This is a genomic window from Variovorax humicola (assembly GCF_037889915.1).
Taxonomy (GTDB): Bacteria; Pseudomonadota; Gammaproteobacteria; order Burkholderiales; family Burkholderiaceae_C; genus Variovorax; species Variovorax humicola.
The window spans coordinates 1-24,814 of the sequence record NZ_JBBKZV010000004.1 but is presented as its reverse complement, the minus strand read 5'-3'; the positions used below and the strand labels follow the sequence as shown (position 1 = coordinate 24,814).

General features: G+C 64.6%; 21 protein-coding genes. 14 read left to right on the top strand and 7 right to left on the bottom strand.

The window, feature by feature from the left end:
• Positions 1–115 precede the first annotated feature (115 nt).
• The 4 genes from WKW80_RS08855 to WKW80_RS08840 all read left to right on the top strand — a co-directional run bounded on the left by WKW80_RS08855 (position 116) and on the right by WKW80_RS08840 (position 4,931).
• Positions 116–901, top strand: a complete 786-nt coding sequence (locus tag WKW80_RS08855; RefSeq protein ID WP_340363202.1) for a hypothetical protein — start codon at positions 116–118, stop codon at positions 899–901.
• Between the two features lie 524 nt (positions 902–1,425).
• On the top strand, positions 1,426–2,088 hold the full coding sequence (locus WKW80_RS08850) for a T6SS immunity protein Tli3 family protein (RefSeq protein ID WP_340363201.1): 663 nt from the start codon (positions 1,426–1,428) through the stop codon (positions 2,086–2,088).
• Positions 2,089–2,168: 80 nt separating this feature from the next.
• The gene (locus WKW80_RS08845; RefSeq protein WP_340363200.1) at positions 2,169–2,822 is read left to right on the top strand and encodes a T6SS immunity protein Tli3 family protein; all 654 of its coding nucleotides are present in this window, start codon (positions 2,169–2,171) and stop codon (positions 2,820–2,822) included.
• Positions 2,823–2,825: 3 nt separating this feature from the next.
• The gene (locus WKW80_RS08840) at positions 2,826–4,931 is read left to right on the top strand and encodes a T6SS effector phospholipase Tle3 domain-containing protein (protein WP_340363199.1); all 2,106 of its coding nucleotides are present in this window, start codon (positions 2,826–2,828) and stop codon (positions 4,929–4,931) included.
• Positions 4,932–5,565: 634 nt separating this feature from the next.
• Here the strand turns inward: WKW80_RS08840 and glpK are convergent.
• Entirely contained in the window at positions 5,566–7,062 is a 1,497-nt protein-coding gene (gene glpK / locus WKW80_RS08835) for a glycerol kinase GlpK (protein ID WP_340363198.1), read from the bottom strand.
• Positions 7,059–7,826 carry a DeoR/GlpR family DNA-binding transcription regulator gene (locus tag WKW80_RS08830; RefSeq protein ID WP_340363197.1) on the bottom strand — a complete coding sequence of 256 codons (768 nt, stop codon included), beginning with the start codon at positions 7,824–7,826 and terminating at the stop codon, positions 7,059–7,061. Before WKW80_RS08830 ends, glpK begins: the two co-directional genes overlap by 4 nt.
• A gap of 108 nt (positions 7,827–7,934) precedes the next feature.
• On the opposite strand from WKW80_RS08830, the gene glpD reads away from it, so the two are divergent.
• The 7 genes from glpD (at position 7,935) to WKW80_RS08795 (ending at position 15,901) form a co-directional block, all read left to right on the top strand.
• The gene (glpD, locus tag WKW80_RS08825; protein WP_340363196.1) at positions 7,935–9,536 is read left to right on the top strand and encodes a glycerol-3-phosphate dehydrogenase; all 1,602 of its coding nucleotides are present in this window, start codon (positions 7,935–7,937) and stop codon (positions 9,534–9,536) included.
• Positions 9,527–10,600 carry an ABC transporter ATP-binding protein gene (locus tag WKW80_RS08820; protein ID WP_340363195.1) on the top strand — a complete coding sequence of 358 codons (1,074 nt, stop codon included), beginning with the start codon at positions 9,527–9,529 and terminating at the stop codon, positions 10,598–10,600. The genes glpD and WKW80_RS08820 overlap by 10 nt, the downstream gene beginning before the upstream one ends.
• A 13-nt stretch (positions 10,601–10,613) precedes the next feature.
• Entirely contained in the window at positions 10,614–11,684 is a 1,071-nt protein-coding gene (locus tag WKW80_RS08815; RefSeq protein WP_340363194.1) for an ABC transporter ATP-binding protein, read from the top strand.
• Positions 11,685–11,694: 10 nt separating this feature from the next.
• Positions 11,695–12,585, top strand: coding sequence for a carbohydrate ABC transporter permease (locus WKW80_RS08810; protein WP_340363193.1), 891 nt, complete (start codon positions 11,695–11,697; stop codon positions 12,583–12,585).
• A gap of 351 nt (positions 12,586–12,936) precedes the next feature.
• The gene (locus WKW80_RS08805) at positions 12,937–13,749 is read left to right on the top strand and encodes a carbohydrate ABC transporter permease (RefSeq protein WP_340363192.1); all 813 of its coding nucleotides are present in this window, start codon (positions 12,937–12,939) and stop codon (positions 13,747–13,749) included.
• 13 nt (positions 13,750–13,762) lie between these two features.
• Positions 13,763–14,071 (top strand): DUF2160 domain-containing protein, encoded by a 309-nt coding sequence (locus WKW80_RS08800; protein WP_340363191.1) that lies wholly within the window; start codon positions 13,763–13,765, stop codon positions 14,069–14,071.
• 99 nt (positions 14,072–14,170) lie between these two features.
• The gene (locus tag WKW80_RS08795) at positions 14,171–15,901 is read left to right on the top strand and encodes an ABC transporter substrate-binding protein (protein ID WP_340363190.1); all 1,731 of its coding nucleotides are present in this window, start codon (positions 14,171–14,173) and stop codon (positions 15,899–15,901) included.
• A gap of 51 nt (positions 15,902–15,952) precedes the next feature.
• On the opposite strand, the gene WKW80_RS08790 is transcribed toward WKW80_RS08795, so the two are convergent.
• From WKW80_RS08790 to WKW80_RS08770, 5 genes are read right to left on the bottom strand one after another with little or no spacing between them, the layout of a single operon-like run.
• The gene (locus tag WKW80_RS08790) at positions 15,953–16,576 is read right to left on the bottom strand and encodes an HD domain-containing protein (protein ID WP_340363189.1); all 624 of its coding nucleotides are present in this window, start codon (positions 16,574–16,576) and stop codon (positions 15,953–15,955) included.
• A gap of 2 nt (positions 16,577–16,578) precedes the next feature.
• Positions 16,579–17,673, bottom strand: coding sequence for a lytic murein transglycosylase B (mltB, locus tag WKW80_RS08785; protein ID WP_340363188.1), 1,095 nt, complete (start codon positions 17,671–17,673; stop codon positions 16,579–16,581).
• 57 nt (positions 17,674–17,730) lie between these two features.
• Positions 17,731–19,710 (bottom strand): transglutaminase TgpA family protein, encoded by a 1,980-nt coding sequence (locus WKW80_RS08780; protein ID WP_340363187.1) that lies wholly within the window; start codon positions 19,708–19,710, stop codon positions 17,731–17,733.
• Positions 19,704–20,678, bottom strand: a complete 975-nt coding sequence (locus tag WKW80_RS08775) for a DUF58 domain-containing protein (protein WP_340363186.1) — start codon at positions 20,676–20,678, stop codon at positions 19,704–19,706. The genes WKW80_RS08780 and WKW80_RS08775 overlap by 7 nt, the downstream gene beginning before the upstream one ends.
• A gap of 10 nt (positions 20,679–20,688) precedes the next feature.
• Positions 20,689–21,609 carry an AAA family ATPase gene (locus tag WKW80_RS08770; RefSeq protein ID WP_340363185.1) on the bottom strand — a complete coding sequence of 307 codons (921 nt, stop codon included), beginning with the start codon at positions 21,607–21,609 and terminating at the stop codon, positions 20,689–20,691.
• Between the two features lie 75 nt (positions 21,610–21,684).
• Between WKW80_RS08770 and WKW80_RS08765 the strand changes: the two genes are divergently transcribed.
• From WKW80_RS08765 to WKW80_RS08755, 3 genes are all read left to right on the top strand, one after another.
• On the top strand, positions 21,685–22,638 hold the full coding sequence (locus tag WKW80_RS08765) for a histone deacetylase family protein (protein ID WP_340363184.1): 954 nt from the start codon (positions 21,685–21,687) through the stop codon (positions 22,636–22,638).
• A gap of 20 nt (positions 22,639–22,658) precedes the next feature.
• Positions 22,659–23,936, top strand: a complete 1,278-nt coding sequence (locus WKW80_RS08760; RefSeq protein WP_340363183.1) for a mechanosensitive ion channel family protein — start codon at positions 22,659–22,661, stop codon at positions 23,934–23,936.
• Between the two features lie 113 nt (positions 23,937–24,049).
• Positions 24,050–24,799: an electron transfer flavoprotein subunit beta/FixA family protein gene (locus tag WKW80_RS08755; protein WP_340363182.1), complete on the top strand. Its 750-nt coding sequence runs from the start codon at positions 24,050–24,052 to the stop codon at positions 24,797–24,799.
• Positions 24,800–24,814 lie beyond the last annotated feature (15 nt).

Below are 24,814 nucleotides of genomic sequence, written 5' to 3'. Positions count from 1 at the left end.
GATTTTTCGTGCTCAGCGAGGCGCGGGTCGATTCCATCTTTTTATCCCGCTTTACGGATACTGTTACGGATACCGGCCAGCGCCATGTTCAACCCTATTCGGTGGACGAAGAGACATGGCCGCCTACAGGATCGATACGCCCGCCGGCCGCGCGAAGCTCGCGCCGCGCCGCAAGCCCTATTTCCTCAAGAGTCTGACGAACCGCTTCGTCGGCTTCCGCTACATGACTCCCGGCACGCCCGGGACCTGGGGCGCGAAACGCCAGGAAGGCCGCAAGGAGGTCGACCTGGCGCTTGGCGCTCTCGACCACCTCGCTGATAAGGAGCGCTTTGCCGTCGCGCTCAAGGCTGCGCAGGCGTGGTTCGACGAGCAGGACCGGGTCACCAAGGGCCAGACGATCATTCCCTCGAAGATGACGCCGCGCCAGGTCATCCAAGCCTACATCGTCGAGCAGGGCAAGAAGACGAAGAACGGCGAGGTGGCGCCCGGTCGACGCGCTCCGCTTCAACCTCCTGGTCGTCCTCTACGCCGACGAGAGTGGCCGCCGCTGGATCGACACCCCGATGGCCAAGATCACCACGGCCGAGTTCGGCGCCTGGCGCGATTGGATCACCCAACTGCCCGTCACCCGCGCAGGCGGCATCGCCGGCAAGCCGCGCAAGGCCTCGACGGCGAACCGCGACGTCGCGAGCTTCCGGGCCGCGCTCAACCTCGCCGCGAAGGTCCATCGTATCCACGACCGCTGAACGGAAGCCCTCAAGCGCGACCTGGTCGGCGACGAAGCGGCGGCCACTGGAAGGCCTACGCCTGGAACGACGCGATCAAGGAGGTCGCTGTCGCCGCGAAGCTGCCGAGTGCGTTGACGATCCACTGGCTGCGACACTCGCGCACACGGACCTGATCACCGCGGGCGTGGGGCCAATGACCATCGCGAAGATGGCCGGCACCTCGGTTGAGCAGATCGAGAAGACCTATCACCACCTGATCGACGACACCGCGCGCGAGGCGCTCGTGAGGGGCGCGGGGTATTGACAGGCGCGCAAGGAGCCAGGACCCCGGGGGGCCTCAAGTGGACGAAAACGAAAAGCCGAAAAGCGCGATTTCCGCCACATTTCAAGACAAGTCCGATGGACGCCAATGGGGGGCGCTTCTAGAGTGGGCGCGAGGAGACCCGCTTACTGAGGCCGCCTAACAAGAAGGATTCGGAGGCATTTCATTTCCAACGCCCAGCGTTGCGCGAAGCAGTTCGCCTCGAGACAAGACGAAGCTGCGTACGCCAGCGCGTGGCCGATTCATGGAATTTGCGCGTCCGTGCCATGTCATGGCATCGGCGGAAAACAACAATTTTCGGGGGGTAAGAACAAAGGCAACAAACACGCGCATGACGAGCAGAACACAACGAAAAGACTCAGGGAAATAGCAAAGATGAAATACACAAGAACCATCGCAGTCCTCGCAGCAATGACCGGGAGCATTCTTCTGACGGCCTGCGCCCTTCGAGCGGGACCCTATCCAGGCGTGCCCGAGCTACTTTCGGCAAGCAGTGTTGACCAGCGTGGTCGCCCGGTTGCGCCGCCACAGGTGGTCTACCGAATCGACGAGAACAGGTACTTCGAGTTGGTGCCGCGCGGTGAAGGCGCATGCACCGATGCGACCGTCTTCTATGTCGACAAGAAGAAGGGAATTCGCTCCTTGGTCGTGAAATGGGACCGAGGCGCGATGGGCGGCAGCGCCTTCATCATCGACGCGGCCAACGATCAGTACTTGGTCGGCCCTGTCACAAGAGGCAATACCGACTGTTCGTCGGGTGGGGGCAGTTGCGGAGGCGCGCGCTTGCCTTACTCGACGGATGCAGGCCGAACCTGGAAGAGAGCCGAAGCGTTGTCACCCACAGATCCAATGAGCGTAAGCGGATCCATCGTCTACGAGGTTGATTCGGGATTCGACACGACGCAATCGCTTGACCTCAGCAAGGATTCCCCATCGAGGCGGGATTGGCGCGTTGTTTCGAAGAACGGGCAACTCCCTCAATCCAGAAAAGCCCCCATCGACAACATCTTCCACTGCACCGCAAACGGCAAGGAATAAGCAATGAGCGATCTCAGCAAGCTCGACCGATACCGCACCGATTGACGAGCGAGTAACCGTAAACCAGGGAGAAAGAAAAGATGAACTACACGAGAACCGCCGCAGTCCTCGCGGTGATGACCGCCAGCATGCTTCTGACAGCCTGCGCCCTTCGCGGCGGACCGTATCCGGGCGTGCCGGAGCTGTTGCCGGCAGACAGCGTTGACCAGCGTGGACGCCCTGTTGCACCGCCACAGGTGGTCTACCGAATCGACGAGAACAGGTACTTCGAATTGGTACCGCGCAGTGAGGGCGCATGCACCGATGCGACCGTCTTCTACGCCGACAAGAAGAAGGGAATTCGCTCCTTGGTCGTGAAATGGGACCGAGGCGCGATGGGCGGCAGCGCCTTCATCATCGACGCGGCCAACGACCAGTATCTGATCGGCCCTGTCACAAGAGGCAATACCGACTGTTCCTCAGGCGGGGGCAGTTGCGGAGGCGCGCGCTTGCCTTACTCGACGGATGCGGGGCGGACGTGGAAGAGGGCAGATGCGTTGTCGCCCACCGCACCAATGAGCATCAGCGGCTCTTTCGCATATTCGATCGGGAATCGAAAACTCGTTAGCAGCCTCGACTTGTCTCAATCCAATGTTGCCGAAGGTGAGTGGACATATCTGCCGAACTTCGCGTTCGTGCCACGCAAGTTTCCCATCGACAACATCTTCCACTGCGCCGGGAACGGCAAGGAATAAGCAATGAGCGACCTCAGCAAGCTGGACCCCGTCGCGTTCGACCAAGGCAAAGGCCAGTGGGTCGAAGGCGTCATGACCGGCATCGACAGGGACAACCCCGTGCGCACCCATACCGTGGGCATCCCCCACCTGATGCCCGGCACCATCATCTTCGTGCACGGCGTGAATTCCGATGGCGAGTGGTATCGCGATGCCGCCGGGCAGTTCGCGCGTGGCTTGAATACCCGCCTCGGTCGAGACGATCTCGAACAACTAGAAGCCGACCTGAGCAAAAAGCGATTCCTCAGGTACAACAAGGATGGCACCCGCGCGCGCTCCCCCATCATCCCCTTCTACTGGGGCTACTGCGCCTCCCCTGAGGATGTGCGGTGCTGGGTAGACCGTCCGGACGTCATCGTCGATCGCTACGGTAATGCCTTGCGCAAGGACAGCAGCTGGGGCGGCGGCCCCTTCCAGAACGGCACCGGCGACCTCTCGCCCTTCTGGCACCGCGAAGGCTTCCGGCGCGAGGTCTTCTTCGACCTCTTCGACATCAACCTCATCAACTCCATCGAGGGTCGCACGCTGCTCGACTGCCCGGATCGCCTCTACTACGTGCACGCCGCGCGCCGCCTGGCGAATCTGGTCAGGACCATTCGCACCGACCTGCCCAACGAGCCCATCAACATCATCGCCCACAGTCAGGGCACCATGATCGCGCTGTGCTCGCTGTTCTACCTCGATGGCGTGCGCAGCCCCGACACGCTGATCCTCAACAGCTCGCCCTACCGCTTCGACACCGGCATCACCGACTATCTCGCGGCCGCAGGGGGCACCCAGAAGGTGGCGAGTACGGAGGCCCGCGTCGCCACCTTCGCCAAGGCGGCCGAGATCATGCAAAAGGCCAAGGACGAGTTCAACTACACCCCCGCCCCAAAGACCGAGTGCACACACCAGCCCGTGCACCGGCACAAGTACGACGACAAGATCTTCGTGCACCAGCCGCCGGACAACCCCGACTGGAAAGCCGAGATCGGCGCACGTGACATCGACAGGGAAGGCCGCAAGTGGTGGCAGGACCGGCAGCGTGACCGCGACAACCGGGGCAAGCTGTTCGTGAACTTCGACCCCGGCGACCGCGTGATCGGCGTCAGCGTGGTGGAGGGGATCGGCTGGCGCGGCATTCCCAGCCGCTACCTTGACGAAGGCAAGAGCGCGTTCGGTCCCAATGTGATGCAGCGCATGTTCGCGCGCGGCTCCAATGAAGAGAACAACCCGCCGGTGGGCAGCAGGACGAACTTCAAGATGGCGTACTTCTATACGCAGATCGATCGCCAGCGGGTCCAGTCCGAGTACGGCCTGACGTGGACCACGGGATCGGGCGAGCCGTTGCAGGCAGCGGTCACCGAGAACTGGCGTTATCTGGATGGCGGTTCGGCCAGCGGCTTCTGGTACGTCGCGTCCGAGAAGACTCTGGGTCTGATACCCGCGATGGGCAGCATCCGCCCGCCGGGCGATGGCGGGCGCTCTGAATATGTCTGGATCAATGCGCCGAAGGTGCCGGAGGGAGCCAAGCTGGACAAAGACTTTGACGGCAAGCTCATACGCTATGACGGGCAGGCCGACCTGGAGCGAGGCATTGAGGCCGATCCAGAGCAGCAGGAGGACTTCAAGGATCGCGTGAACTACGAGAAGCGTGATGCCTCTTCCTGCATGCCGCAGGAAATCCAATGCGTCGACGAGAAGGGCTTCAAGACGAAGCGGCTCGAGACCACCGAGGAGGTTGAAATCCGCCTGCGCGAGGCGGTGGGACACAAGCTGGTGTCCCCCACCAATCACTCGCAGATCCTTCGCTATGGCATCGGCGGAAGAAATGGTCCCGTCGAACGCGTCCTCAGCTACGACCTCACGGTCGGCCAGGGCTACGCCTGGGGCCATCAGGAGTACTGGGAGTACTTGCTCAATCTCGCGGACTGGAAGAAGAGCGACCCCTACTACTTCGGCGAGCAGTTGGAGGAAAAGCACGACGACATTCCGCCCGGCATCGTTACCGCCACCGCGCCAGCGGACGACAGACCAGCGCCGCGGCGGGTGGGCGCTGAGAAGGCTGCCAGCGGAGGCATGCGGTGAGCGAGCGCCGCGAATGCTACTCGCCCTGGATGCCGGGGCAGACCCATGCGACCGAGTTGGCGGTGATCGGGTGTCGGGCTGAGTCTCGACCAGCATCCCGCGCACACGCTGTGAGCGCAGGTCGAGCGCGCGGCGGGTGTCCGCATTCCGCCTCAACGCCCGCCGGATCGCTGGCCCGATGCCGGGCGCAGGCCGAACTGTTTCGCGCGGCGGCGCTCAGGGGTGCGCTGCGCCACTGGCCGGCGGATGGCAGCGCACCGGCCGAGTTCATCGAGGGCTATCCGCTGCCGGCCATGGTCTTCGCTCCCTCGACACCACGGGACGCGAGCAAGTTGGGAGGCTGGGTCAATCAGAACCGCACATTCACGGATACCTTTCTCGGATTCTTGACGGAGGATCGAGCCTGAAAAACAACAGTTTTCCCAATGAAAACGATATTTTTGGCTTTATTTTCACGAAGCCCCTGCCAGGGCAACACCGGCGGCCCGGAAGGCTTGAAGCTCGCCCCCAGGCTCCGCGCACTTCGTGCGCTCCTCCTACCCCCTGCCGGGGCAACACCAGCGGCCCGGCAAATCCGGTTCCGCGGTGTTTCACGAAAAGCCATGGTGAGTCAAGGTGAATCAGGGTCGGCGGCTCAGGGCGCGATGGTCTGGCGGATGGCGTGTTCCCAGCGTGCCATTGCCTCATCGGCCTGCGCGCGGCTCCACGTCGGCAGGAAGCGGCGCTCCACCTTCCACAGGGTGGAGAGCTGCGACACATCGCTGTAGACGCCGGTCGACAGTCCCGCCAGATACGCCGCACCCAGGGCCGTCGTCTCTGTCACTTCCGGCCGTACGACCGGGATTCCCAGCAGGTCGGCCTGGAACTGCATCAGCAGATCGTTGACGCTGGCGCCCCCGTCCACGCGCAGTTCGGCGACCGGCCTGCCGCCGGCCGCGACGGCATCGCGGCTCATCGCCAGCAATAGCGCTGCGCTTTGGTACGCGATGCTTTCCAATGCCGCACGCGCGACGTGGCCGAGCGTCGTGCCGCGCGTGAGGCCAGTGATCGTGCCCCGGACATCTGCGTTCCAGTACGGTGCACCGAGGCCCGTAAAGGCGGGGACCATCATCACGCCGCCTGAATCGGGCACGCTCTCGGCGAGTGCCTGCACCTGCGCGCTTCCCTGAATCGCCTTGAGTCCGTCGCGCAGCCACTGGACGACTGCGCCGCCGACGAACACGCTGCCTTCCATCGCGTACTGCGGCTGGACGCTGGTTTGTGCCGCGCTGGTCACGAGGAGCCCGTTTTCCGATGGCTGGAAGTCGGCGCCCGTGTGCATCAACATGAAGCAGCCGGTGCCATAAGTGTTCTTGGCCATCCCGGCCTCGAAGCAGGCCTGGCCGAAGAGGGCGCTCTGCTGGTCGCCGGCGACGCCGCCGATCGGGATGGCCCGGCCGAGCGATGCGACTTCCACGTCCGCGAAATGCGCGCTCGAAGGTTTCACCTGCGGCATCAACGACTCGGGAATGTCGAGCGCCTCGAGCAGTTCGGGATCCCAGGTGTTGGTGAGCACGTTGAAAAGCATCGTGCGCGAGGCGTTGCTCACGTCGGTGACGTGGACCTTGCCGCCGGTGAGCTGCCAGATGAGCCAACTGTCGACGGTGCCGAAGGCGAGTTCGCCACGGTCGGCCGCCGCGCGTGCGCCGGGCACGTTGTCGAGCAACCAGCGCAGCTTGGTGCCGGAGAAGTAGGCGTCGATCACGAGGCCGGTCTTGTCGCGGATGGTGCCGGCCAGCCCTTGCTCACGCAGTTGCGCGCACATCGGTTCCGCGCGGCGGTCTTGCCAGACGATGGCGTTGTGCACGGGCTCGCCGGTCTTGCGGTTCCACAGCACAGTCGTCTCGCGCTGGTTCGTGATGCCGATGGCGTGAATGTCCTTCGGCGTGATGGCCGCCTTTGCAAGGACTTCGCGCGCGGTGGCGAGCTGGCTCTCCCAGATCTCGCGCGGATCGTGCTCGACCCAGCCGGGTTGGGGGTAGATCTGCGTCAGCTCGCGCTGGGCCATCGCGACGATGCGGCCGATGCGGTCGAACACGATGCTGCGCGAACTGGAGGTGCCCTGGTCGAGGGCCAATAGATAGGCGGTCATGCGATTTCCAGGCGAACTTGCGCGCGTGCCAGCAGGTCGGGGTAGGGCTGTGGCGGCGGCGCGTCGGTGAACAGGCGGTCGATTTGCGACAAGTGCCCAAGCTGGATCATCGCAGGGCGATTGAACTTGCTGACGTCGGTGGCAAGCCAGACTTCGCGCGCCTGCGCAATGATGGTCTGCGCCACCTTGACCTCGCGCAGGTCGAAGTCGCGCAGCGAGCCATCGGATTCGATGCTCGACACGCCGATCAGTGCAATGTCGACCTTGAACTGGCGAATGAAATCGATCGTGGCCTCGCCCACGATGGCGCGGTCGCGCGGCCGTACGGAACCGCCCGCCACGATCACCTCGGACTGCGGGTTGTCGCTGAGGATCGCAGCCACGTTGAGGTTATTGGTGATCACGCGCAGGCCGATATGGCGCAGCAGCGCCTTGGCAATGGCTTCCGTCGTGGTGCCGATGTTGAGGATCAGCGAGCAGTTGTTGGGCACCTGGCTTGCCACGGCGCGTGCAATGCGCGCCTTGCCATCCGCATGCAGCGTCTCGCGCTGCTGGTAGCCGATGTTCTCCGTGGTCGAACTCGGCACGCGCACGCCGCCATGGAAGCGCGTCAGCAGGCCCTCGTCGGCCAGCCGCTGTACATCGCGGCGCACCGTCTGCAGCGTGACGTCGAGCATCTCCGCCAACTCGTCGACCGTGACCGAACCGCGCTCGCGCACGGTGTCCAGGAGGTGGATCTGGCGGGGATTGGGGTTGGAAGACATGGGGAGCGAAGGTGGCCAAACTTTATAAAACGAAAAGAAACGAATACGTCTAAGGGAAAACTCCGACGAGAGTCGAGCGCAAAGGAATAAAAATGAACAAAATCGCAAATGCATTGCACCCCGACCGTGAGCGCCGATCCATCCATTCAGCCAGGTCGCGACATCGATTGCGACGTACTGATCGTGGGAGGAGGCATCAATGGTTGTGGCATTGCGCGGGACCTGGCCGGGCGGGGCTGGCGCGTGGTCCTCTGCGAGAAAGACGACCTGGCCTCGCACACGTCATCGTCCTCTACCAAGCTGATTCATGGCGGCCTGCGATATCTCGAGTACTACGAGTTTTCTCTTGTGCGAAAGGCATTGCAGGAGCGCGAGGTGCTGCTCAAGAGCGCGCCGCACATCATGTGGCCGCTGCGCTTCGTCATGCCGCACGACCCGTCGATGCGGCCGGCCTGGATGATCCGGGTCGGGCTCTTCATGTACGACCACCTTGCCAAGCGGGAAGTGCTGCCGGGTTCGCGCACGGTCAGGCTGCGCCAGCACGCGGCCGGCGCGCCGCTGAAGCAGAGCTACAGGCGCGGCTTCATCTATTCCGACGGCTGGGTCGACGATGCGCGACTGGTGGTGCTCAATGCGCTCGATGCGCGCGAGCGCGGCGCACAGGTCTTCACGCGCACGCGCTGCACGGCGGCGCAACGCGGCAGCGACGGTTGGGTCGCGACGCTCGACGGTGCGGGCCGATCGCGCACCGTGCGCGCCCGCGCCGTGGTCAATGCGGCAGGTCCGTGGGCCGAATCGTTCCTGCGCAACGTCGCCCATTCGGCGCGCGGCGAGACGCTGGCCACCAAGAGCCTGCGCCTGGTGAAGGGCAGCCACATCGTGGTACCGCGCCTGTTCACGCATGACCACGCCTACATCTTCCAGAACCCCGACAAGCGGATCATCTTTGCGATTCCCTACCAGGACGACTTCACGCTGATCGGCACCACGGACATCGAGATCGAAGGCGACGACCCCGCCGGCGCACACATTACCGAGGACGAGATCGCCTACCTGTGCACCCAGGCCAGCCGCTATTTCGACAAGCCCGTCCTGCCGGCCGACGTGGTCTGGACCTACTCGGGCGTGCGCCCGTTGCTCGACGACGAATCGGGCGATCCGTCCGCCGTCACACGCGACTACCTGCTCGAATCCAACACCGAGGCCGCGCCGCTGATGTCGGTCTGGGGCGGCAAGATCACGACCTTTCGCAAGCTCGCGGAGGACGCGGCCGACGAGGTCAGCCGCATGCTCGGCGAAGCGCGCGGCGCGTGGACCGATGGCGCGTTTCTCGCAGGCGGCGACCTCTCGGCCTGGATCGGCAAGCCGCACCGCCCCGACCGCGACTTCGAGCGATTCGTCGCTGCGCTGCAGAAACGCCATGCATGGCTGCCGCCGGCACTGGCCCGCCGTCTCGCCCGGGCCTATGGTGCGCGCGTCGATCTCGTGCTCGGCGCCGCGGCATCGATGGCCGAGATGGGCGTCGAGGTGGCGCCAGGGCTTCATGAGCGCGAACTTCGCTATCTGCAATCCAGCGAGTGGGCGACCTCGGCGGATGACGTGCTGTGGCGCCGGTCCAAGCTGGGCCTGCACTACAACCCTGCGGAACGGGCGGTGGTCGAAGCCTGGTTCGACACAAGAGAAACCGAGGGGATCAACGCATGCAACTGAAACTGGAGCGTGTCACCAAGAAGGTGGGCGCACAGACGTGGCTCTACGAGCAGAGCATCGCGCCGACCACGGGCGCGGTCACCGTGTTGCTGGGCGCCACGCAGTCCGGCAAGACGAGCCTGATGCGTCTCATGGCCGGACTGGACGCGCCGACCCAGGGCAAGGTGACGGTCAACGGTGCGGACGTGACCGGCATGCCGGTGCGCCAACGCAACGTGGCCATGGTCTACCAGCAGTTCATCAACTACCCGTCGCTCACCGTGGCAGACAACATCGCCTCGCCTCTGAAGCTGCGAGGCGAGCAGAACATCGAGGCGCGCGTGAAGGCGCTCGCTGACAAGCTGCACATCGGCATGTTCCTCGATCGCTATCCGCAGGAGTTGTCGGGCGGGCAGCAGCAGCGGGTGGCACTGGCCCGCGCGCTCGCCAAGAATGCGCCGCTGATGCTGCTCGACGAGCCGCTGGTCAACCTCGACTACAAGCTGCGCGAGGGACTGCGCGAGGAACTCACGCAGTTGTTCGCAAGCGGAGACTCGACCGTTATCTACGCCACCACCGAGCCCGGCGAGGCATTGCTGCTGGGTGGCTACACCGCCGTGCTGGATGCCGGCGAACTGTTGCAATACGGGCCCACGGCCGAGGTGTTCCACGCGCCGCGGTCGCTGCGTGTGGCGCGTGCCTTCAGCGATCCGCCGATGAACCTGCTGGCGGGGCGCGTGGCCGCGGGCGGTGTGCAACTCGAAGGCGGACCCTTGCTCCCCTTGGCCCTGCCGGCAGGAATGGATGGCACGGTCACGGTCGGGCTGCGCGCGAGTGCGTTGAACGTGAATGCGGGCGAGGGCGATATCTTGCTGCCCGGCAAGGTCGAACTCGCCGAGATATCAGGCTCCGACACCTTCGTGCATGTGCACAGCGTGATGGGTGAACTCGTGGCCCAGCTCACCGGCGTGCACAAGTTCGACCTCAACGAAGCCATCACGCTGTACTTCAGTGCGAGCCGGGCCTACGTGTTCGACGCCTCGGATCGGCTTTCGGTTGCGCCGTCATGGCGCAAGGCGCAATGAGGTAGCCGCAGTCATGTCCCGCATCGACCTCGACCTCGCCCATGCCTACCGGCCCAACCCTCGGCAGGAGAGCGACTACGCGCTGCTGCCGCTGAAGATGAGCTTCCGCGACGGCGGCGCGTATGCGCTGCTCGGGCCTTCGGGCTGCGGCAAGACCACGATGCTCAACATCATCTCGGGCCTGCTCAAGCCATCGCAGGGAACTGTGAGCTTCGATGGCCACAACGTGACCGACGCGACGCCGCAGGACCGCAACATCGCGCAGGTCTTCCAGTTCCCGGTGATCTACGACACGATGACCGTGGCGCAGAACCTGGCCTTTCCGCTGCGCAACCGCAAGCTGCCGGAAGACCAGATCAAGAAACGCGTCGGCGAAATTGCCGAGATGCTGGAGATGAGCGGCCAGCTCAACCAGCGTGCTGCCGGGCTTGCGGCGGATGCGAAGCAGAAGATCTCGCTGGGTCGTGGGCTGGTGCGCAGCGACGTCTCGGCCGTGCTGTTCGACGAGCCGCTGACCGTGATCGACCCGCATCTCAAGTGGCAACTGCGGCGCAAGCTCAAGCAGATCCACCGCGAGTTGAAGCTCACGCTGATCTACGTCACGCATGACCAGGTAGAGGCCCTGACCTTTGCCGAGGAAGTGGTCGTGATGACGCGCGGCAAGGCGGTGCAGGTCGGCAGTGCCGAGGCGTTGTTCGAGCGGCCGGCCCACACCTTCGTTGGGCATTTCATCGGCTCGCCGGGCATGAACTTCCTGGCGGCGCAGAGCGCGGGAGGCGTGCTCGAAGTCGCCGGCATTCGGCTGCCCGCGCCGCGGCAACTGCCCGAAGGCGAACTCAAGATTGGCGTGCGGCCGGAGTACGTCCGGCTTGCCGCGCCCCAGGCGCCGGGTGCCGTGCCGGCCGTAGTGACGCTGGTGCAGGACGTCGGCACGCACGTGATGCTGACCGCCGACGCGGCCGGCGTGCTGCTCAAGGTGCGCCTGCATTCCGATGCGCAGGCGCCAGCCGTGGGCGAGGCCGTGTGGCTGCAGGTGGTCGATGGCCATACCTGCTACTACCAGAACGAAGAACTGGTCGCATAAGGGGAACGACATGAGCACGACCACCAAACCAATCAACCAGAAAGCATGGTGGCTGGTGCTGCCCGTGCTGATCTGCGTGGCCTTCTCGGCCATCGTGCCGCTGATGACGGTGGTGAACTACTCGGTGCAGGACATCATCTCGCCCGAGCGCCGCGTGTTCGTCGGCACGGAATGGTTTGCCTCGGTGATGCGCGACGACGAACTGCATTCGGCGCTGTATCGGCAACTCGGCTTCTCGCTGGCGGTGCTCGCGGTCGAGATCCCGCTGGGCATCCTGCTAGCGTTGTCGATGCCGGCCACTGGCTGGAAGGCATCGGCGGTGCTGGTGATCGTCGCACTGTCGCTGCTGATCCCCTGGAATGTGGTCGGCACCATCTGGCAGATCTACGGGCGTTCCGACATCGGCCTGCTCGGCCACATGATCCAGTTGATGGGCATCGACTACAGCTACACCGGCAACGCGGCCCATGCCTGGTTCACGGTGCTGGTGATGGACGTGTGGCACTGGACTCCGCTGGTGGCGCTGCTTTGCTATGCGGGCCTGCGATCGATCCCCGATGCCTATTACCAGGCGGCGCGCATCGACGGCGCCAGCAAGTTCGCGGTGTTCCGCTACATCCAGCTCCCGAAGATGCGCGGCGTGCTGATGATCGCGGTCCTCTTGCGCTTCATGGACAGCTTCATGATCTACACCGAGCCCTTCGTACTCACGGGTGGCGGGCCGGGCAATGCGACCACTTTCCTGAGCCAGTACCTGACGCAGAAGGCGGTCGGCCAGTTCGACCTCGGGCCGGCGGCGGCGTTCTCGCTGATCTACTTTCTGATCATTCTTTTGCTGTGCTTCGTGCTCTACAACTGGATGCAGCGGGTGGGGACGCAGGAAGTGGAGGGGGAGCAATGACGCATCACTCTTCGGGGCGCGATCACGCTGCCGCCGTGGTCTGTTCGGGGCGCGATCACGCCGACGGCGTACTCTGCTCCGCGAATGTCCCCCGGCCTTCGGCCTCCTCCTTTATTTCGCTGCGCAGAGCACGCCATCGACGTGATCCGGACGCGCGGTCGTCGATCGGCCGGTACCCCCGACCGTTCCACGTGCCGAGGGTGCTGGGTGTCCCCCGCAGCGAGATAAAGGAGGAGGCGAAGCCGGGGGACATTCGCGCAGGGGGATACCCAGTGCCCTCGGCACGCCTCCCGAACCCGCGCCTCCCGAACAACGCCAACCTGCGCCAAATCCCGCGGCGGAGCAACTGACATGACGGAAAAGACTTCCCGCAAGCGCAACATCTTCCTGCTGCTCTACATCGTGTTCGCCCTGTTGCCCATCTACTGGATGGTCAACATGAGCTTCAAGACCAACGAGGAGATCCTGTCGAGCTTCTCGTTCTTTCCGCAGCAGTTCACATGGGCGAACTACGCGCGCATCTTCACGGACGAGTCGTGGTACTCCGGCTACATCAACAGCCTGATCTACGTGGGCATCAACACCTTGATCTCGCTCACCGTGGCGCTGCCGGCGGCGTATGCGTTCTCGCGCTATTCGTTCCTCGGCGACAAGCACGTGTTCTTCTGGCTGCTCACCAACCGCATGACGCCCCCGGCCGTATTCCTGCTGCCGTTCTTCCAGCTCTACAGCACGGTCGGCCTGATGGACACGCACCTCGGCGTCGCGCTGGCGCACCTGCTGTTCAACGTGCCGCTGGCGGTGTGGATCCTGGAAGGCTTCATGAGCGGCATTCCGCGCGAGATCGACGAGACGGCCTACATCGACGGCTATTCATTCCCGCGCTTCTTCCTCACGATCTTCCTGCCGCTCATCAAGGCCGGCGTGGGCGTGGCGGCGTTCTTCTGCTTCATGTTCAGCTGGGTCGAGTTGCTGCTCGCACGCACGCTGACCAGCGTCAACGCCAAGCCGATCGTGGCGACGATGACGCGCACCGTGAGCGCGTCGGGCATGGACTGGGCGACGTTGGCCGCTGCCGGCGTGCTCACCATCGTGCCCGGCGCGATCGTGATCTGGTTCGTGCGGCACTACATCGCGAAAGGGTTCGCGATGGGCCGCGTTTGAGGAGAGATTCGAGATGTTCGACTGGATGGTCTGGACCACGCCCGTGGCGGTGTTCTTCACCTGCATCGGCCTGATGCTCGTCGGCATGACCGTGTGGGAAATCAAGTCGCCCACGGTCATGCGCAAGGGCTGGCTGCCGATCGAAACCACGCGCGGCGACCGCCTCTTCATCGGCTTGCTGGCCGCGGCATACGTCAACCTCATGTTCATCGGCATCGCCGGCCAACTGCAGCAGTGGATGGGCCTCGAGGCCGAACCTTCGATCTGGGTCAGCTTCGTGCTGTCGATGGGCGTGCTGGCCCTGATCATGCGCAAGGGCTGAAGACAGCGACTCTTTGTTACGTCGAATCCGGCTCCCTGCCGTCCCAGGGCCGAATGAGATTCAACCGGTTGGGGCGGCACAGCAACGAGGAGACAACTCATGAAGAAGCGCTATACGGCATTGGCACTGGCAGCGGCGATGTTCGCTGCGCACAGTGCGTCGGCCGGCGAAGCCGAAGCCAAGAAATGGATCGACAGCGAATTCCAGCCGTCGACGCTGAACAAGGACCAGCAGGCGGCCGAGATGAAGTGGTTCATCGACGCGGCGACGAAGTTGCAGGGCAAGGGGGTCAAGGAAATCTCGGTGGTGTCGGAAACCATCACCACGCACGAGTACGAGTCGAAGACGCTGACCAAGGCATTCGAGGAGATCACCGGCATCAAGGTCAAGCACGACATCATCCAGGAGGGCGACGTCGTGGAGAAGCTGCAGACCTCGATGCAGTCGGGCAAGTCGATCTACGACGGCTGGATCTCCGATTCCGACCTGATCGGCACGCACTACCGGTACGGCAAGATCATGTCGCTCACCGAGTACATGGCTGGTGCCGGCAAGGAGTGGACCAATCCCGGCCTGGACGTGAAGGACTTCATCGGCACCAGCTTCACGACCGCACCCGACGGCCAGCTCTACCAGTTGCCTGACCAGCAGTTCGCGAACCTCTATTGGTTCCGTGCCGACTTGTTCGCGCGCAAGGACCTGCAGGACAAGTTCAAGGCCAAGTACGGCTACGACCTGGGCGTGCCGCTGAACTGGAGCGCTTATGAGGACATCGCTGAATTCTTCAGCGCCGACGTGAAGACCATCGACGGTAAGCCCATCTACGGCCACATGGATTACGGCAAGAAGGACCCGTCGCTCGGCTGGCGCTTCACCGATGCGTGGCTGTCGATGGCTGGCACCGCCGACAAGGGCATTCCCAACGGCATGCCGGTCGACGAATGGGGCATCAAGGTCGCGGCCGACAAGTGCACGCCGGTGGGCGCCAGCGTCGCGCGTGGCGGCGCGACCAATTCGCCGGCGGCCGTCTATGCGCTCACCAAGTACATCGACTGGATGAAGAAGTACGCGCCCAAGGAAGCCACCGGCATGACCTTCGGCGAGGCCGGTCCGGTGCCCGCACAGGGCCAGATCGCGCAGCAGATCTTCTGGTACACCGCCTTCACCGCCGACATGACCAAGGCGGGCTTGCCCGTGGTGAACGCCGACGGGTCGCCGAAGTGGCGGATGGCGCCCGGCCCGAACGGCCCGTACTGGAAGCAGGGCATGCAGAACGGTTACCAGGACGTGGGCTCGTGGACTTTCTTCAAGGGCCACGATGCCAACAAGACGGCGGCCGCCTGGCTCTATGCGCAGTTCGTCACGTCGAAGACGGTGTCGGCCAAGAAGTCCGTGGTGGGCCTGACCTTCATCCGCGAGAGCGACATCCGGCATGACTACTTCACGCAGAACGCGAACAAGTACGGCGGCCTGATCGAGTTCTATCGCAGCCCGGCCCGCGTGGCATGGACGCCGACCGGCACCAACGTGCCCGACTACCCCAAGCTCGCGCAGCTCTGGTGGAAGAACGTGGCCGAAGCGGTCACCGGCGAAAAGACGCCGCAGAAGGCCATGGACAACCTGGCCGACGAGATGGACCAGGTGATGGGACGCCTGGAACGCGCCGGCATGGCCAAATGCGCGCCCAAGCTCGCGGCCAAGAGCGACCCGGCCAAGATGTTGAGCGACGACCACGCCCCGTGGAAGAAGCTGGACAACGAGAAGCCCAAGGGCACGACCATCGACTATGAAAAGCTGCTGACCGCGTGGAAGGAAGGCAAGGTGCGCTGATCCGCGCTTCGCAGCAAGAAACAAGGCCGATGCCGTCGCACCGGCCTTTTTTCATTGCAACGCGCTGATCGAACGCTGCAGGTTTTCGCGCGCCCGCGCTTCCAGGTGCGCGTGCATGCGCGGGGTCGAATAAATCGCGGGCCGGTCCAGAAAACGCTGCAGGATCGCGCCCCGCTGTGGCAGGCGCACTTCATCCGGTACGAAGCTGTATTCGGCATGCACCTGCCGCTCGTATTCGTCGAAGCGTTCGCGCTCGGCGCCGAGGATCGACAGGTCGATGTCGACGAGCAGTTCTGCATCCATGCCCCGCGGCACGGCGTCGTGTTTCGTTGCCATGACCAGGTCGTGCACACGTCGGGCAGCGTCCGCTGCGACGCCGCTTGTCAACAGGGCGCGATGTGCCCAATCCGCGCTGCGATGTTCGTTGTCGTGCGCATGAACGTCGTAGATGGCGTCGTGGAACCAGAGCGCCAATGCAACTTCGCCGGGGCGCTCCGCCGCCGCCTGTTCGCGCTGGAGCCATGCGATGCATTCACCGAGGTGCTGCAGCGTGTGGTAGTGCCGATGCGGCTCGCGGTAGCGTGCCAGGAGTTCATCGAACAGCGGGCCGCGAGGCGCGTCCGCTCCGATCGCCGCCCATGCCTCGCGCCACGAATCCCGTAGCAGTTCAAGCATCGCTACTGCTCCATCGACGTCTTGACCTCCCGGCCCAGGTCGAGCACCGACATCGCGTAGTAGCTGCTCCAGTTGTAGCGTGTGATCACGTAGAAGTTCTGCGTTCCGGCAACGTAGGTCGGTGCATCGGCGCCGTTCTGCAGTTCGATCAGCGCGAGCAGGCCCTTGTAGTTGGCGGAATCGCCGTCGAGCACCGCGCCCGCGGCAACGAAGCTGTCGGCGCCGAAGGTCGGCAGGATGTCGGGCGCCAGCAGGATCGCCTTCTGCAGGCGGGCCTCGTCGAACCGAACCGGAAAGGTCGACGGCATGCCGCGCTTCCAGCCGAAGGCCTTGAAATAGTTGGCCACCGAGCCGATCACGTCGGCCGTGTCGTTGACCAGGTCGATCTTGCCGTCGCCATCGAAATCGACCGCGTACTTCGCGAGGCTGCTCGGCATGAATTGCGGCATGCCCATTGCGCCGGCGTAGCTGCCGAGCGGGCGCATCGGGTCTTCGTGCGTGCGGCTTTCCATGCTCAGGAAGCTTTCGAGTTCATCGCGAAAGAAAGCCTGCCGCTCGGCGGCGCGCGGGTGGGCTTGCGGAAAGTCGAAGGCCAGCGTCGACAGCGCATCGATCACGCGAAAGCTGCCCATGTTGCGGCCGTAGATCGTTTCCACGCCAATGATGCCGACGATGATTTCCGCCGGCACGCCAAATTCCGCCTCGGCCCGCGCCAGCGTGTCGGCGTTGTCGCGCCAGAAGCGCACGCCCGCCGCGATGCGCACCGGATCGATGAAGCGGGCACGGTAGGCGTTCCAGTTCTTCGGTGTGCCCTTGGCGGCCGGCAACATCAGGCGCGGCACGTTCGGCAGCATGCGCGCACCGCCGATGGTGGCGCGCACCCAATCGCGGTCGAGGTTGCGGCGCGCCGCCACTTCGTCGGCGAACTGCATCGCGTCGTCATGCGTCGCATAGGTCGGGCCGAAGCGAACTGCCGTCGCCTGCTTTTGAGCGACAGGTTTTGCCTTGGCCTTGGGAGAGGCGGTGGAGGGGAGGGTGGCACAGGCCAGCGTCAGGCAGACAGTGGCCGGCAGGGCAAGGGAAATCAGTCGTCGCATGAAGCTGGATTGTGAGGGCGCGGCGAGTCGTCTCGGCGATCGTTGTCGTCAGTTTGATCACGGCCAGGCCAGTTGCCGGAATTCGGCGCGCAGACGCGACAGTTCGGTGACCGGCGTCCTGGCGTAGCGCTGCGCTTCCAGCCGCAGCAACCAGTCGCGCACCGCCTGGCCACCCGGTCCGAATCGCTCGCTCACGCGCGCGGCCATCTGGCGCGGCGGCGTGGCTTCGGGCAGTTCGAGCCCGGCCTTCCTCAGTCGCGTGCGGGCCTTGCCGAGCAGGCGCAGCCACGGGTCGTGCTGGCTGCGCTCCCACAGCGTCCAGCCGGCGCCGGCGATGCTCACGATCACGACCAGCCAGATCAGCACGGTCGCCAGGTCCTGCAGGCTCGGTGCGTCGAATCCGATGTTCTTCAGCAGTTGGAGCTGGCGGCTCTGGGTGTAGTTGAGCACCCACTGGTTCCATCCGTTGTTCACCGCTTCCCATGCGGCGCGGATGTTCTGCGCCAGTGTGGGGCTCATGGCGCCGATGGCTCCCGCGAAGAATCCGGGCTGCGCCGCCAGGCGATTGAGCGAGCCGATCCGGCCCGGCGACACCGCGCCGGTGGGATCGACGCGAATCCAGCCCGTGCCTTCCTGCCACACCTCGGCCCAGGCATGGGCATCGCTCTGCCGCACCACCCAGTAGCCGTCGACCGAGTTGGGCGCGCCGCCCTGGTAGCCGGTGACGATGCGCGCCGGAACGCCCAGTGCCCGCATCAGCACCACGAACGACGACGCGATGTGCTCGCAGAAGCCTTGCTTGCGATCGAACCAGAACTCGTCGGCCGTGTTGTCGCCGAAGATCCCGGGCTCGAGCGTGTAGCTGTAGCCGCCGGTGCGCAGGCGCTGCAGCGTGGCTTCGACCAGCGCGCGCGTGTCGGCACCGGACATCTCGCTGCGCATCTGCGCGGCCAGTGCGACGGTGCGGGGATTCGAACCCGCCGGGAGGCCGAGATAGGCTTGCAAGGCGCCGGTGCGCCGAACCGGCCCGCTCTGGTATTGCGTGTAGCTCTCGGCGCGATAGCGCAGCAGGTCGTTGACGGGCCGGTTCAGGAGCCATTGCAGGTCCGGCATGGAAAAAACCTCGTAGCCCGGCACATCCGGCCTGGCTTGCACCGCGTCGAGTGTCAGCAGCCACGGCTTGTTGCTGGCTTCCAGCGTGACCTGGTAGCGCACCGGCGGCCCTTGCACACGCAGGTTGGCTGGCACCGAGGCGCGTGCCCAGGGCTCCAGGACGCTCCATTCGCGGCCATCGAAGCGGCCGAGCACTGGTCCGCGGAAATACATGTCGCTTTGCGCCGGCGGCGGCCCGTCGAAATTGACGCGCGCCGCGATCGAGTCGTCGAGCGCCAACTCCGCGATGGTGCCGACGCGCATCGAGCCCGACAGCCCGCTGCGTCCCGCCATCGCATCGCCCGGCGTTCCCCACAGTGGTGCAAGCCGTGGAAACAGCATGAAAAGCGCGAGCATGATGGGTGCGCCGAGGAGCGCCATCCATCCCGCCGTGCGGGCCGCCTGCATCAACGGCGGCCGGCCGACCGGCATGTGGGCATTGACCAGTGCGGTCAGCAAGCCGAGCAAGGCGAGCAGCATCGCAAGCGCCGTCAGCAATGATTGCGAATAGAAAAAGTTCGTGAGCATCGCAAAGAAGCCCAGGAAGAAGACGACGAAAGCATCGCGCCTCGCGCGCAGCTCAAGGGTCTTGAGCGCCAGCAGGACCACCACCATGGTCACGCCGGCGTCGCGCCCCAAAAGCGTGCGGTGTGTCGCGAAGGTCGCGGCCAGCGTGACGGCCAACAGCGTCCCGATCCACCACCGGTTTGGCAGCGGCCTGGCCTGCACCGCAAGGCTTCCGCGCCACGCCAGCACCACGGCCGTCAGCCCGCTGCACCAGATGGGCAGGTTGCCGACTTGCGGCAGCACGATCAACGCGATAACCGCCAGCAGGAACAGGGTGTCGCGCGCATCGCGCGGCAGGGCGCGGAGTTGCTTCAGCATGTGGCCAGCACCTCCAGGCAGCGCCGGCGATGCGCCTCGCCCTGAGCGGGCTTCACGCTGTACGAACCGACACGCAGGCCGTAGTCGACGCCGAGCCGGTCCGCCATCAGCACCCAGGCGCACAGCCTCGACATGCGCGCCTCGGTGTCGGGCAACGCGGCGGCTTGCGCGTCGAGCCACAGCTCTTGCCGCTGTGCCTGCTGGGTGTCGCGGCTCACCAGTTCGTGGGAGCCGGCCGCCTGCGCGCGCGCGGCCTTCTTCCAGATCACCAGCTTCAACGGATCACCGCGCCGATAGGCCCGCACCCCGTCATATTCACCTGCCAACTGCGCCACCACCACGGCAGACGCCGCCTGGCCTGCGATCGGTTCACCCGGCGGCAGCGGCGGCGGATGCAACTCGGGCGCCGGGTACACCAGCACCTGCGCCGCGGGACGCCACACCGTCCACACGCGAAAAGTGCCCAGCGGAAAGCGCGTCTCCGCGGTGAGCGGCGGCACTGCATGCAGGCCGCGCGTGGTCGGCTTGAACGCCACTTCGACCGTCTCGCTGCCTTGCGACGGTACATCGGCCCAGGCCCATTGCCCGCTGCCGCGAACGCTGAGCCCGATCCCATAGCGCACGCTGCGCCGCGCGTTGTGCAGCACCACGCGAAACACCGCCGCAGCGCCTGCATACTGGGCATCCGGCGCGATCAGGTGCATGGCCAGGCCGCGCAATGTGGCATGGCACACATGCATGCCCACGGCCACGCTGCCGGCCAGCAGGAAGGTCAGCAGGTAGCCCAGGTTGAGCTGGTAGTTGATCGACCCGACCAGCAGAACCAGCAAGGTGAGAGCCAGCATCCAGCCGGCGCGCGAAGGCACGATATAGACGTTGCGCTGCGTGAGTTCGATCGTGTCGGAAGGTGGCCGGCGCGAGAGGAACCAGCCATCGATGCGCCGTCGCAGGGCCGCTGCCGGGTTCATCGTCGCCCGATCAGGGGAGGGGCACCGCCGCGATCATGGCGCGCACCTGCTCGACGGCGCCGCGGCCCGCGTCGCCCACCGGCGTCATGCGGTGCGCCACGGTCTGCGGCAGCACGGCCTGCACATCATCGGGCGCCACGTAGTCGCGGTTGGCCAGCAGCGCCTGCGCCTTCGCGGCGCGCAGCACCGCAATGCCGGCGCGCGGCGACAGGCCTTGCAAGAACCAGCGGCCATTGCGCGTGGCTGCAACCAGGTCCTGCACATAGTTGAGGAGCGGATCGGCTGCGTGGACCTGCTGCACGCGCTGCTGCAGCGCGGTCAGCTCCTCGGCGCTCAGCAATGCGGGCAGGCTGGCCAGCAGCTCGCGCCGGTCGGCGCCGGCCAGCAATTCGCGTTCGGCCGCCCGGTCGGGATAGCCCAGCGATATTCGCATCAGGAAGCGGTCGAGCTGCGACTCCGGCAACGCAAAGGTTCCAAGCTGGTCGTGCGGATTCTGCGTGGCGATCACGAAGAACGGCGTGGGCAGGGGACGGGTTTCGCCTTCGATGGATACCTGCTTTTCTTCCATGGCCTCCAGCAGCGCGCTCTGGGTCTTGGGGCTCGCCCGGTTGATCTCGTCGGCCAGCAGCACCTGCGCAAAGATCGGCCCGGGATGGAACACGAAGGCCTGTTGCCCGCGGTCGTAGATGGCCACGCCGGAGAGGTCGCCCGGCATCAGGTCGGCCGTGAACTGCACCCGCGAAAACTGCAGCCCGAAGGTGTGCGACAGCGCGTGGGCGAGGGTGGTCTTTCCGACGCCCGGCACATCCTCGATCAGCAGGTGGCCGCCAGCCAGAAGACACGCCACGCAGTCGCGTACTTGCGCTTCTTTGCCAACGATCACCGTGTTAAGCTGCCCGAGCAGACTGGCTAGCTTCGCAGCGACGTCCATTTTTGTATCCATATGCAAACCATACCGTAAGGCTGGCAGCCCTTGGCTGCATAAGGTCGGCACGCGACAAGAGACATGGCCAAGACCGGTTACCTGATACACCGCGATTTCTGGAAGCATGAAATGGGCGCAGGGCACCCGGAGTGCCCTGCGCGCCTCGATGCCATCGAGGACCGCCTGCTCGCCTCAGGCGTCGGCGATGCACTCCAGCGCATTGATGTACCCATTGCCACGTTGCCGCAGATCACGTTGGCGCACAGTGTGGCGCATGTAGAGCGCCTCGAGGAACTGAGCCAGCGGCTGGTGGCCGACGCACCGGCAGGCGGACCCGATCATGCGCAGATCGACCCCGACACCACGCTCATGAAGTTCACCATGCTCGCCGCCCGGCGTGCCGCGGGTGCGGCCGTTGCGGCGGTCGATGCAGTCATGAAAGGCGAGGTCGAGAACGCCTTCTGCGCGGTGCGCCCCCCGGGCCACCATGCCTGTCGCGACCAGGCGATGGGCTTTTGCTTCCTGAACAACGTCGCCATCGCGGCCCGGCATGCGCTGGAAGCGCACGGGCTCGAGCGTGTGGCGATCGTCGATTTCGACGTGCATCACGGCAACGGCACCGAAGACATTCTGTCCAACGACCCGCGCGTGCTGATGGTGAGCTTCTTTCAGCATCCGTTCTATCCGTACAGTGGTGCCGACCATCCTGCGTCGAACATGCTGAACATTCCGGTGCCGGCGTACACCAAGGGCATGGACATTCGCGAGTTGGTGGAGGCGATGTGGATTCCGCGGCTGGAATCGTTCAGGCCGCAGATGATTTTTTTCAGCGCCGGCTTCGATGCGCACTATGACGACGACCTCGGCCAGCTGCGCCTCAACGAGAACGACTACGCCTGGATCACCGGCCGCGTGCGGGACGTGGCGCGCCGGTTTTCCGACGGTCGCATCGTTTCGCTGTTGGAGGGCGGCTACAACTTCCATGCGCTGGCGCGCAGTGTGGAAGCACATATCCGGGCGCTCGCCGACCTTTGAGTGAGCGGCGAATCACGTAGATGTCCGGCGACTCCAGTCTGCTCCTGAGCGAAATCCACCTTCGCACGATCTCGGTCGAACTTGCGGCGTTGAGTGGTTGCCTGGCACTGGCCTGGGCCATCTGCCGCTGGTTCGGCCGTGACCAGCCGAACGATTCGATCTGGTTTGGCAGGTACACCATCGACGGCCTGCTGTTCCCGCTGCTGGCGTTGATGTTCTCCGACCTCGCACGCCGCGCCGTCGTGGGCTTTCAGCCCGTGCTGTTGCTGCGGATCGCCGTGCCGGTGCTGCTGTCGCTGGTGGCCATCCGCCTGTTTGCGCGCGTGCTGAAGACGGTGTTCCCCAAGTCCACCCTGGTCAGCCTGATCGAACGCACCATCTCCTGGCTCGCGTGGATCGGTGCGGTGCTGTGGATCGTCGGGCTGTTGCCGCCGGTGCTGGCCGAACTCGACGCGATCAACTTGGCCTTCGGCAAGTCTCACGTGAGCGTGCGAACCATCTTCGAAGGCCTCTTCTCGGCCGCCGTGGTGCTGGTCATCGCGTTGTGGATTGCGGCCACCATCGAGAAGCGCATCCTGCAGGAGGCGGTCACAGACCTGTCGATGCGCAAGGTGGCGTCGAACGCGATTCGCGCCTTCCTGCTGCTGATCGGCCTGCTGTTCGCGCTGTCGGCGGTGGGGGTGGACCTCACCGCGCTGTCGGTGCTGGGCGGCGCATTGGGCGTAGGTCTCGGCCTGGGTCTGCAGAAGCTGGCGGCCAACTATGTGAGCGGATTCGTGATCCTGCTGGAGCGCTCGATCCGCATCGGCGACAACGTCAGGGTCGACACCTTCGAAGGCCGCATCACCGACATCAAGACCCGCTATACGCTGGTGCGCGCGAGCAATGGGCGCGAGTCGATCGTCCCGAACGAATCGCTCATCACGAGTCGCGTCGAGAATCTCTCGCTGGCCGATCGCCGCTTCAATCTCACGACCAGCATCGTCGTTGGCCATGCCAGCAATGTGTCGCAGGTGCAGGGCATCATGACCGGGGCGGCCGCCGCACAGGCGCGCGTGATTGGCGACCCCGCGCCCGTCGCCTTCCTGATGAACTTCACGCCGGACGGACTGGAGTTCACCTTGAACTTCTGGATCGCGGATCCGGACCTGGGCAAGGACAATGTGCGTTCGGCCATCAACATCGCAATCCTCGAGGGCCTGCGGGAAGCAGGCATCGAGATCGCGCAACGGCTGCAGATGCTGCGTGTCGAGAACTTGCCAAACAACGGTTCACCAGCGGCGGACTCTCGCCTATAATCTACTAAAAAGCACGATCGTTCGTTTTCCATCGATCGCAGCTGGCCAGCCGCCTAGAATGCGCAGTTGTTCCGTAAATCCCCGGTTTTCGTAATCCCCTGGAGGTCAATCCAATGAAGGTTCTCGTAGCGGTCAAGCGGGTCGTTGACTACAACGTCAAGGTTCGCGTCAAGTCCGATGGCACTGGCGTCGACATTGCCAACGTCAAGATGAGCATGAACCCCTTCGACGAAATTGCCGTCGAAGAAGCCGTGCGTTTGAAGGAGAAGGGCATCGTGACCGAAGTCGTCGCCGTGTCCTGCGGCGATGCCAAGTGCCAGGAAACCCTGCGCACCGCGATGGCCATCGGGGCCGACCGCGGCATCCTGGTCGAAACCGCCGAAGAACTGCAGCCGCTGGCCGTGGCCAAGCTGCTGAAGGCGCTGGTCGACAAGGAACAACCGTCGCTCGTGATCCTTGGCAAGCAAGCCATCGATGACGACGCCAATCAAACGGGCCAGATGCTGGCGGCGCTGGCCGACCTGCCGCAAGCCACCTTCGCCTCCAAGGTCGAAATGTCCGGCGACAAGCTCAACGTGACGCGCGAAGTCGACGGCGGCCTCGAAACCATCTCGCTGAGCCTGCCCGCCGTCATCACCACCGACCTGCGCCTGAACGAGCCGCGCTACGTCACCTTGCCCAACATCATGAAGGCCAAGAAGAAGCAGCTCGACACCGTCAAGCCCGAAGACCTCGGCGTGGACGTCAAGCCGCGCCTGAAGACGCTGAAGGTCAGCGAGCCGCCCAAGCGCGGTGCCGGCATCAAGGTGCCCGACGTTGCCACGCTGGTGGACAAGCTCAAGAACGAAGCCAAGGTTATCTGAGGAGACACGACAACA

Excerpts from the sequence above, each read along its gene's own strand:
- WKW80_RS08855 (WP_340363202.1), top strand. The coding sequence starts at position 116 with ATGGCCGCCTACAGGATCGATACGCCCGCCGGCCGCGCGAAGCTCGCG.
- WKW80_RS08850 (WP_340363201.1), top strand. The coding sequence starts at position 1,426 with ATGAAATACACAAGAACCATCGCAGTCCTCGCAGCAATGACCGGGAGC.
- WKW80_RS08845 (WP_340363200.1), top strand. The coding sequence starts at position 2,169 with ATGAACTACACGAGAACCGCCGCAGTCCTCGCGGTGATGACCGCCAGC.
- WKW80_RS08840 (WP_340363199.1), top strand. The coding sequence starts at position 2,826 with ATGAGCGACCTCAGCAAGCTGGACCCCGTCGCGTTCGACCAAGGCAAA.
- glpK (WP_340363198.1), bottom strand. The coding sequence starts at position 7,062 with ATGACCGCCTATCTATTGGCCCTCGACCAGGGCACCTCCAGTTCGCGC.
- WKW80_RS08830 (WP_340363197.1), bottom strand. The coding sequence starts at position 7,826 with ATGTCTTCCAACCCCAATCCCCGCCAGATCCACCTCCTGGACACCGTG.
- glpD (WP_340363196.1), top strand. The coding sequence starts at position 7,935 with ATGCATTGCACCCCGACCGTGAGCGCCGATCCATCCATTCAGCCAGGT.
- WKW80_RS08820 (WP_340363195.1), top strand. The coding sequence starts at position 9,527 with ATGCAACTGAAACTGGAGCGTGTCACCAAGAAGGTGGGCGCACAGACG.
- WKW80_RS08815 (WP_340363194.1), top strand. The coding sequence starts at position 10,614 with ATGTCCCGCATCGACCTCGACCTCGCCCATGCCTACCGGCCCAACCCT.
- WKW80_RS08810 (WP_340363193.1), top strand. The coding sequence starts at position 11,695 with ATGAGCACGACCACCAAACCAATCAACCAGAAAGCATGGTGGCTGGTG.
- WKW80_RS08805 (WP_340363192.1), top strand. The coding sequence starts at position 12,937 with ATGACGGAAAAGACTTCCCGCAAGCGCAACATCTTCCTGCTGCTCTAC.
- WKW80_RS08800 (WP_340363191.1), top strand. The coding sequence starts at position 13,763 with ATGTTCGACTGGATGGTCTGGACCACGCCCGTGGCGGTGTTCTTCACC.
- WKW80_RS08795 (WP_340363190.1), top strand. The coding sequence starts at position 14,171 with ATGAAGAAGCGCTATACGGCATTGGCACTGGCAGCGGCGATGTTCGCT.
- WKW80_RS08790 (WP_340363189.1), bottom strand. The coding sequence starts at position 16,576 with ATGCTTGAACTGCTACGGGATTCGTGGCGCGAGGCATGGGCGGCGATC.
- mltB (WP_340363188.1), bottom strand. The coding sequence starts at position 17,673 with ATGCGACGACTGATTTCCCTTGCCCTGCCGGCCACTGTCTGCCTGACG.
- WKW80_RS08780 (WP_340363187.1), bottom strand. The coding sequence starts at position 19,710 with ATGCTGAAGCAACTCCGCGCCCTGCCGCGCGATGCGCGCGACACCCTG.
- WKW80_RS08775 (WP_340363186.1), bottom strand. The coding sequence starts at position 20,678 with ATGAACCCGGCAGCGGCCCTGCGACGGCGCATCGATGGCTGGTTCCTC.
- WKW80_RS08770 (WP_340363185.1), bottom strand. The coding sequence starts at position 21,609 with ATGGACGTCGCTGCGAAGCTAGCCAGTCTGCTCGGGCAGCTTAACACG.
- WKW80_RS08765 (WP_340363184.1), top strand. The coding sequence starts at position 21,685 with ATGGCCAAGACCGGTTACCTGATACACCGCGATTTCTGGAAGCATGAA.
- WKW80_RS08760 (WP_340363183.1), top strand. The coding sequence starts at position 22,659 with ATGTCCGGCGACTCCAGTCTGCTCCTGAGCGAAATCCACCTTCGCACG.
- WKW80_RS08755 (WP_340363182.1), top strand. The coding sequence starts at position 24,050 with ATGAAGGTTCTCGTAGCGGTCAAGCGGGTCGTTGACTACAACGTCAAG.